8 protein-coding genes are annotated in these 8,268 nt (G+C 68.6%); 1 reads left to right on the top strand and 7 read right to left on the bottom strand.

The features are described 5' to 3' along the window. The first annotated feature begins 308 nt into the window (after positions 1 to 308). The gene (locus tag CH341_RS24835; RefSeq protein ID WP_111421662.1) at positions 309 to 1,526 is read left to right on the top strand and encodes a winged helix-turn-helix domain-containing protein; all 1,218 of its coding nucleotides are present in this window, start codon (positions 309 to 311) and stop codon (positions 1,524 to 1,526) included. Here the strand turns inward: CH341_RS24835 and CH341_RS24830 are convergent. From CH341_RS24830 to rpsM, 7 genes are all read right to left on the bottom strand, one after another. After that, positions 1,477 to 2,808: a replication-associated recombination protein A gene (locus CH341_RS24830; protein WP_111421661.1), complete on the bottom strand. Its 1,332-nt coding sequence runs from the start codon at positions 2,806 to 2,808 to the stop codon at positions 1,477 to 1,479. The genes CH341_RS24835 and CH341_RS24830 overlap by 50 nt on opposite strands. Positions 2,809 to 2,913: 105 nt before the next feature. After that, the gene (locus tag CH341_RS24825; RefSeq protein WP_111421660.1) at positions 2,914 to 4,350 is read right to left on the bottom strand and encodes a Do family serine endopeptidase; all 1,437 of its coding nucleotides are present in this window, start codon (positions 4,348 to 4,350) and stop codon (positions 2,914 to 2,916) included. A gap of 137 nt (positions 4,351 to 4,487) precedes the next feature. Beyond that, positions 4,488 to 5,294, bottom strand: a complete 807-nt coding sequence (locus CH341_RS24820) for a cytochrome c (protein WP_245431237.1) — start codon at positions 5,292 to 5,294, stop codon at positions 4,488 to 4,490. A 267-nt stretch (positions 5,295 to 5,561) separates the two neighbouring features. Then, on the bottom strand, positions 5,562 to 5,981 hold the full coding sequence (rplQ, locus tag CH341_RS24815) for a 50S ribosomal protein L17 (RefSeq protein WP_111421659.1): 420 nt from the start codon (positions 5,979 to 5,981) through the stop codon (positions 5,562 to 5,564). 112 nt (positions 5,982 to 6,093) lie between these two features. After that, positions 6,094 to 7,131, bottom strand: a complete 1,038-nt coding sequence (locus tag CH341_RS24810) for a DNA-directed RNA polymerase subunit alpha (protein WP_111421658.1) — start codon at positions 7,129 to 7,131, stop codon at positions 6,094 to 6,096. 100 nt (positions 7,132 to 7,231) lie between these two features. Further along, the gene (rpsK, locus tag CH341_RS24805; protein WP_111421657.1) at positions 7,232 to 7,621 is read right to left on the bottom strand and encodes a 30S ribosomal protein S11; all 390 of its coding nucleotides are present in this window, start codon (positions 7,619 to 7,621) and stop codon (positions 7,232 to 7,234) included. Positions 7,622 to 7,690: 69 nt separating this feature from the next. Beyond that, positions 7,691 to 8,059 (bottom strand): 30S ribosomal protein S13, encoded by a 369-nt coding sequence (gene rpsM, locus CH341_RS24800; protein ID WP_111421656.1) that lies wholly within the window; start codon positions 8,057 to 8,059, stop codon positions 7,691 to 7,693. Positions 8,060 to 8,268: the final 209 nt, after the last annotated feature.

The raw sequence follows: 8,268 nt of genomic DNA, 5'->3' as shown, positions 1-8,268 counted from the left end.
GAAATTCGCTGTCCACCGCCGGGCTGCCGCGGCCCCCCGCTTGCTCGTGCCATGTTCTACCTCGGATCGGAAAAGTGCGGGCGCGCGACCGACGCCACCCGGGAATGACCGTATGCGACCCGATCGAGCCGGATCGATGAAGGCGATGCGCGACGCTACGGTGCTTGCCTCTTGACGTTGGTGTCGCGAATTTCGAGGCGATGAGCAAGTGCCGGGATGCGCCGCCCCTCCGCGGCGGGGCCGATCGGCGCCGATCCGGAACGCCGACCCGCTCGTTTCGGCGGCCCGCAGGCGCTAGTATCGCCCGGATGCCTTCCCGTATCCGTCCGGTCGCGACCCTCAACATTCGCCGGGCGCGGCGCCTCTGGCTCGCCGCCCAACGCCTCCACCAGCCGGCGCCGTTCGGCGGCGACGCGGCCGCCACGCGCCTGGCCGTCGAGCATCTCGGCTACGTGCAGATCGACACGATCCACGTGATCGAGCGCTGCCACCACCACATCCTCTACTCCCGCATCCCGGACTATCGGCGCGCCCACCTGCAGCAGGCCCAGAGCGTCGACAAGAGCGTGTTCGAGTACTGGACGCACGCGCTGTCCTACGTGCCGACGCGCGACATTCGCTTCTTCACCGGCGCGATGAAGCGTCACCGCGCCTCGCCCGGCGGGTGGTTCGGCAGCGCGACCCCGCAGGACATCCGCAAGATGCTGGCCCGCCTGCGCGCCGAGGGGCCGCTGTCGATTCGCGACATCGACGACGACGTGCTGGTGGACAAGATCCATCCGTGGGCGAGCCGCAAGCCGTCGAAGCGCGCGCTCCAGCTCGCCTTCTACTCCGGCCTGGTGACCATCGCGGCCCGCACCGGGATGCTGAAGACCTACGAGCTGATGGACCGCCACTTCGGCTGGGAGAGGCTGCCGCGGCCCGCCTCGGAGCGGGAGACGCTCGCTTATCGGCTCGACCGCGCCTTGCGCACGCAGGGAGTCGTGAGCCTCGATTCGGTGTGCCACCTCGACGCTGCGAGCAAGCCGGCGATCCGAACGCTGATCGAGACGCGGCTGCGCAAGGCGGAGCTGGTCCCGGTGATCGTCGAGGGCGCCGAGAAGGTCGAGCACTGGGCCAGCCCCGACACTCTCGACGGTCCGACGGACACGACCGCGCCGACCGTGCACCTGCTGTCGCCGTTCGATCCGCTGATCATCCAGCGCAAGCGGCTGAAGCTGTTCTTCGGCTACGAGCACCGCTTCGAAGCCTATGTGCCGAAGGAGAAGCGGATATTCGGCTATTTCGCGCTTCCGGTGCTGGTCGACGACACCGTGGTCGCAGCGATCGATCTCAAGACCGACCGGCAGGCCGGCAAGCTCCTGGTGCAGCAATGGACCTGGCTCGGCCGCGGGACGGCGCGGGCGCACAAGCGGCGGATCGAGGAGGAGCTGCACCGGTTCGAGCGCTTCCAGCTCGCCCGCGAGGAGCCGATCCTCAGCCCCGCTCCTTCCGCAGCTTCGCCCAGTAGTCCAGCCGCTTCCTGATCTCGCGCTCGAAGCCGCGCTCGGGTGGATTGTAGAAGCTCTGGCGCCCCAGCTCGTCGGGAAAGTAGTTTTGGCCCGAGAAGGCCTCCGGCGCGTCGTGGTCGTACTGGTAGCCCTCGGAGTAGCCTTCCTGCTTCATCAGCTTGGTGGGCGCGTTGAGGATGTGCTTGGGCGGCAGCAGCGAGCCGCCCTGCTTGGCGGCGCGCATCGCGGCGCCGTACGCCTTGTAGGCGGCGTTCGACTTCGGCGCGGTCGCGACATAGATCACCGCGTTGGCGATGGCGAGCTCGCCCTCCGGGCTGCCGAGGAAGTCGTAGGCGTCCTTCGCCGCATTGGCGATCACCAGCGCCTGAGGATCGGCCAGCCCGATGTCCTCGACCGCCATGCGGACGATGCGGCGGGCCAGGAACAGCGGATCCTCGCCGGCATCGAGCATGCGGCAGAACCAGTAGAGCGCGGCGTCCGGATCGGAGCCGCGCACCGACTTGTGCAGGGCCGAGATCAGGTTGTAGTGGCCGTCCTGGCTCTTGTCGTAGATCGGCGCGCGCCGCTGGACGATGTCCTGCAGGGTGGCGATGTCGAAGACCTCGCCGGCCCGCGCCGCCCGCCACACCTCCTCGGCCAGGGTCAGCGAGGCGCGGCCGTCGCCGTCGGCCATGCGGATCAGCGCCGCCCGGGCTTCGTCGTCGAGCGGCAGCGGCCTGCCTTCCACCGACTCGGCGCGAGCCAGCAGCTTGCCGACCGCCTCGGGATCGAGCGAGCGGAACACCAGCACGCGGGCCCGCGACAGGAGAGCGGCGTTGAGCTCGAAGCTCGGGTTCTCCGTGGTGGCGCCGACCAGCACGACGGTGCCGTCCTCCATCACGGGCAGGAAGGAGTCCTGCTGGGCGCGATTGAAGCGGTGCACCTCGTCGACGAACAGGAGCGTGCCCTGCCCCGTCTCACGGCGCTCGCGGGCCGCGTCGAAGACCTTCTTGAGGTCGGCGACGCCCGAGAAGACGGCGGAGATCTGGACGAATTCGAGATCGGTGGCGTGGGCGAGCAGCCGCGCCACCGTGGTCTTGCCGGTGCCGGGCGGGCCCCAGAAGACCAGCGAGCCGAGCGAGCGCGTCTCGATCATCCGGGTCAGCGCGCCGTCGGTGCCGAGCAGATGATCCTGCCCGACCACCTCGGCGAGGGTTTGCGGCCGGAGCTTGTCGGCGAGCGGACGCGGCGCGTCGTGCTCGAGGCCGGCGGCCGCGAACAGCGAGGGGGAGTCCGGCTTCTTGGCGCGGGGGGCCATGAGTGTGATGCCTCCGCTTCGGAGGGCGATCTCGGATCGACGAACCGGCGTGCGGCACCCGAGGTGCCGCTTCACCCTCCCCTGGAGGGGGAGGTGTCGATGCGACTAACCGCCGAACACCACCGAGATGGACTTGCCCTCGCGCAGGATGGTGATGCGCCACAGGCGGTTCTGCTGGCCGGCGGCGCGTTCGAGATCGCGGCTCGATCCGATCTTCTCGCCGTTGATGGCGATCACGACGTCGCCCTTGCGGAAGCCGAGGCCGCGCGCCGGCGAGTTCTCCTGCACCTCGACGACCGCGACGCCCTGCAGTGTCACGTCGAGCCGGAGCTCCTCGGCGAGCGCCGGCGACAGGTTCGCGGCCGTGACCCCCTGGAACGGCGACCGCGCCCGGATCACGCGCTCGTCGCGCGGGCCTTCCGGCACGACCTCCAACGGAACGGAGACGCGGATCTCGCGGCCGCTGCGCAGCACGCCGATCTGCGCCTGGCCGCCCGTGGCCTTCATGGCGAAGCGATAGTCGAAGGCGTTCGGATCGTCGACCTCGGTCCCGTCGATCGCGACGATCAGGTCGCCGGTCCGCAGGCCGGCCCGGTCGGCCGGACTCTTTTGCACGACCGTGCCGACCAGCGCGCCGGCCGGGCGCTTGAGACCGAAGGCCTCGGAGATCTCCGCCGTCACGGCCTGCAGCTTGGCGCCGAGCCAGGGGCGGCGCACCACGCTGGAGCCGTGCTGGGCGGAGGCGATGACGACGCGCACCATGTTGACCGGGATCGCGAAGCCGATGCCCTGGGAGCCGCCGGAGCGCGAGAAGATCGCGGTGTTGATGCCGATCAGCTTGCCGGAGAGATCGACCAGCGCGCCGCCCGAGTTGCCGGGATTGATGGCCGCGTCGGTCTGGATGAAGAACTGATAGTCGGTGATGCCGACCTGGGTGCGGGCGACCGCCGAAACGATGCCGTGCGTCACGGTCTGGCCGACGCCGAACGGGTTGCCGATGGCGAGCACCAGGTCGCCGACGGCGAGGCCGTCCGAATCGCCGAGCGAGATCGCCGGAAACGTCTCGCTCACGTCCTTGAGGCGCAGCACCGCGAGATCGGAGCGCGCATCCTTGAGGACGATCTCGGCCTCGAACTCGCGCTTGTCGGCGAGCGAGACCTTCACCTGGTCCATGTTCTCGATGACGTGGTTGTTGGTCATCACGAGGCCGCTCGGATCGACGATCACGCCGGAGCCGAGCGAGCGCTGCACCTGCTCCTGCGGGCGACCGCCGAAGAAGCGGCGGAACACCGGGTCGTCCATCAAGGGATGGCGGTTCTCGACGATGCGGGCGGCATAGACGTTCACGACCGACGGCGTGACCCGCTTCACCACCGACGAAAAGGACAGCTTCATCTCCTGGGGGGAGGTCGGGACCCGGGTGTCCTGGACCGCCCGGGTGTCCTGGGCCGCCCGGGTGTCCTGGGCCACGGCAGGCCCGAGCGACAACGCCGCCACCACGGCGGCGACCACCCCGAAGCCCGAACGCACGAATGACGGCATGGCGCGACTCCTCGTCGAAAGCCCGCGAACCATAGAGCGTCGCACCGAGCAAATGAAGGGCCGCCGGGACCGCTGCGGGCCGGAGCCTGCGTGGCGGCGTCGAGCCGCCGCGCAGGTCGAACGAGCGGGCCTTCCCTCTACTCCCGCGGCGGCACGGTCCGCAGATAGGCCACGATCGCGTCCAGATCGGCCGGCGTCATCCGCGCATAGAAGCCGTAGCCCATCGGCGGCTTGAGCTTGCCGCCGTCGCGCGAGACGCCTTCGGTGATGGCGCGCTTGATCTCGGCGTCGGTCCAGGAGGCGAGCCCCTTGGTCGGATGCGAGCTGATGTTGCGGGAGACCGAGACGCCCCATGGTCCCTTGAACTCCTGCCGCCCGGCCCCGATGGCGGAGAAGTCCAACCGCCCCTTCTCCCGCGGGGTATGGCATTCCATGCAATGGGCGATCGTCACCAGATACTCGCCCAGCTTCACGTTGTCCGAGAAGGTCGCCGGGTCGGCCGGCGTCTCGGCGCCCGGAAACGCCTCCCGCTCGATGGCGGCCTTATAGACAGGCATCTCCACCTTGTTGGGCGAGGACCTCACGGTGCGCAGATAGGCGGCGATCGCGGCCGAGTCGGCCGGCGTCAGCACGCCGTAGAAGCCGGTCGGCATGGGCGGCGCGAGCGGAACGCCGTTCGGCCGTACCCCGTGCCGCAGGGCTTTCTCGATGTCCGCGTCGCTCCACGCCCCGATGCCGTTCTGACGGTCGGGCGTGATGTTGGAGCCCCGAACCTTGAAGGCCGGCGTATCGAAGACCGGTGTTCCCCCGGTCAGCGCCCGCGCCATGTCGGGTCCGTTCGGCCCGATCGGCGTGTGGCAGTTGTGGCAGGTCATCACGGTATTGACGAGATAGGCTCCGCGCTCGGCCGGCGTTTGTGCCGCTGCACCGATGGTGCCCGCCACGACCGCGCCTGCTGTCACAGCGGCGGCGCACGCCCCTGCCATCGTCCGTCCGAGCATTGGTCTCTCCCCTGGCCGCTATGCCGGATTTGTGCGGCTTATGGGAAAGACGTTCGAACATTCTTCGATGTTCGTCCACGGCGTGCGCGAGGAGCGTCGCATGCTCGCGCTCAGGCATCGGCGTACCAACGAAAAACGCGCCGCGGACAGGGTCCGGGCGCGTTTCGCAGCGCGTGACGACGGCGCGTCTCTCGACGCGCCGACCGTGAATCAGGCCGCTTCGGCTTCGCCGCCTTCGGCGGTCGGGCCCGAATCCTTGCCCTTGGCCGAGACGTCGCGGTCGACGAACTCGATGACGCCGACCGGCGCGGAGTCGCCGTAGCGGAAGCCGGCCTTGAGGACGCGGGTGTAGCCGCCCTGGCGGTCCTTGTAGCGCGGGCCGAGCACGTCGAAGAGCTTCTTGACCATCGCGACGTCGCGCAGCTCGGCGATCGCCTGACGGCGGGCGTGCAGGTCGCCGCGCTTGCCGAGCGTCACCAGCTTCTCGACGATCGGACGCAGGTCCTTCGCCTTCGGCAGGGTGGTGACGATCTGCTCGTGCTTGATCAGCGCCGCCGCCATGTTGGCGAACATGGCGCGCCGATGCTCGGACGTGCGGTTGAGCTTCCGATGGGCGGAGCCGTGGCGCATGGTCGTATCCTCTTCCAGTCGGTCATTCCGGGCGCGTGGCGATCCGGAATCCAGCACTAATGTCGACACTGGACCTGGTGACCGGGCGCGCGGAGCGTCCGGCCCGCAGACCTCAGTAATGGTCCTCGAAGCGCTTCGCCAGCTCCTCGATGTTCTCGGGCGGCCAGCCGGGCACTTCCATGCCGAGATGCAGGCCCATCTGCGCCAGCACCTCCTTGATCTCGTTGAGCGACTTGCGCCCGAAGTTCGGCGTGCGCAGCATCTCCGCCTCGGTCTTCTGAACGAGATCGCCGATATAGACGATGTTGTCGTTCTTCAGGCAGTTGGCGGAGCGCACCGACAGCTCCAGCTCGTCGACCTTCTTGAGGAAGGCCGGCGGGATGCCGCCGAGGTCGTCGGCGAGCAACATCGGCTGCTCGGCCCGCTTCGGCTCTTCGAAGTTCACGAAGACGTTGAGCTGGTCCTGCAGGATGCGGGCCGCATAGGCGAGCGCGTCCTCGGGCGTCACCGCGCCGTTGGTCTCGATCGACAGCGTCAGCTTGTCGTAGTCGAGGATCTGGCCCTCGCGGGTGTTCTCGACCTTGTACGAGACCTTCTTGACCGGCGAGTAGAGGCTGTCGACCGGGATGAGACCGATCGGCGCGTCCTCGGGCCGGTTGCGCTCGGCCGGGACGTAGCCCTTGCCGGTGTTGACCGTGAACTCCATGCGGATCTCGGCGCCCTCGTCGAGATGGCACAGGATGAGCTCGGGATTCAGGATCACCACGTCGCCGACGGTCTGGATGTCGGCGGCCGTGACGACGGCCGGGCCCTGCTTCTTCACCACCATGCGCTTCGGGCCTTCGCCCTGCATCTTGATGGCGATGTCCTTGATGTTCAGCACGATGTCGGTGACGTCCTCGCGCACGCCGGCGATCGAGGAGAACTCGTGCAGGACGCCGTCGATGTGCACGGACTGCACGCTCGCCCCCTGCAGGGACGACAGCAGGATCCGGCGCAGCGCATTGCCGAGCGTCAGGCCGAAGCCGCGCTCGAGGGGCTCGGCCACCAGGGTCGCCAGGCGCTTGGGATCGGCGCCCGGGGTGACCTGCAGCTTGTTCGGCCGGATCAGCTCTTGCCAGTTCTTCTGAATTGTCACGTCATCACCCATCGTTAGGTGGCGCGGGGGAATTTACGCCGCGCGTCCCGCTCCGCCCGCGAGACGAAAATGGCGGCGACGGACCGCAACGGTCCGCCGGAGCGATGAACCGTCAGACGCGCCGACGCTTGCGCGGCCGGCAGCCGTTGTGCGGGATCGGCGTCACGTCGCGGATCGACGTCACCGTGAACCCGGCCGACTGCAGCGCGCGGAGCGCCGACTCGCGGCCCGAGCCGGGCCCCGCCACCTCGACCTCGAGGGTGCGCATGCCGTGCTCCTGGGCCTTACGGGCGGCGTCCTCGGCGGCCATCTGGGCCGCATAGGGGGTCGACTTGCGCGAGCCCTTGAAGCCCATCGTGCCGGCCGACGACCACGCGATCGCGTTGCCCTGGGCGTCCGTGATGGTGATCATCGTGTTGTTGAACGACGCGTTCACGTGAGCGACGCCCGACGCGATGTTCTTACGCTCGCGGCGACGGACCCGGGTGGCTTCTTTTCCCATTGTCGACCCTTCTGCGAACCGGCGCTTGCGGCACGGCCCGCCCTGTATCCTGAAAACTGGCGGCTGCGATTACTTCTTCTTGCCGGCGATCGGCTTCGCCGGGCCCTTGCGGGTCCGCGCATTGGTGTGGGTGCGCTGGCCGCGCACCGGCAGACCGCGCCGATGCCGCAGGCCGCGGTAGCAGCCGAGATCCATCAGCCGCTTGATGTTCATCGCGACCTCGCGCCGCAGATCGCCCTCGACGAGGTAGTCGCGGTCGATCACCTCGCGAATCTGCAGCACCTCGTTGTCGGTGAGCTGCGACACGCGGCGCTCGACCGGGATCCCGACCTTCTCGATGATCTCCTGGGCCTTCGCGGCCCCGATCCCGTGGATGTACTGCAGACCAATGAGGACGCGCTTATTGGTCGGAATGTTGACGCCAGCAATACGGGCCAAGGCCGCAGCTCCTTCTTCCCCCGGCCCTCTGGCCGGTTAAACCGAATCGAATCACGCGCCGCCGATAAGCGCGAAAACGACGCCATTCCCCGACCTCCGGGGCGCGGCGCCGTCCATGAGTGCTTCCGACTGGGAACGCAGTATGTACGGATTCCCGTGGAACCCGTCAACCTCTGCGCGCCACACCGGCGCAACCCAAGAACGCCCTG

The sequence above is a fragment of the Rhodoplanes roseus genome, assembly GCF_003258865.1.
Taxonomy (GTDB): Bacteria; Pseudomonadota; Alphaproteobacteria; order Rhizobiales; family Xanthobacteraceae; genus Rhodoplanes; species Rhodoplanes roseus.
Note: the sequence above shows the minus strand (reverse complement) of the source record. Positions and strands in the feature narration are given on the sequence as shown.

Bases quoted from the DNA above. Each gene is read 5' to 3' on its own strand.
- CH341_RS24835 (WP_111421662.1), top strand. From the start codon at position 309: ATGCCTTCCCGTATCCGTCCGGTCGCGACCCTCAACATTCGCCGGGCG.
- CH341_RS24830 (WP_111421661.1), bottom strand. From the start codon at position 2,808: ATGGCCCCCCGCGCCAAGAAGCCGGACTCCCCCTCGCTGTTCGCGGCC.
- CH341_RS24825 (WP_111421660.1), bottom strand. From the start codon at position 4,350: ATGCCGTCATTCGTGCGTTCGGGCTTCGGGGTGGTCGCCGCCGTGGTG.
- rplQ (WP_111421659.1), bottom strand. From the start codon at position 5,981: ATGCGCCACGGCTCCGCCCATCGGAAGCTCAACCGCACGTCCGAGCAT.
- CH341_RS24810 (WP_111421658.1), bottom strand. From the start codon at position 7,131: ATGGGTGATGACGTGACAATTCAGAAGAACTGGCAAGAGCTGATCCGG.
- rpsK (WP_111421657.1), bottom strand. From the start codon at position 7,621: ATGGGAAAAGAAGCCACCCGGGTCCGTCGCCGCGAGCGTAAGAACATC.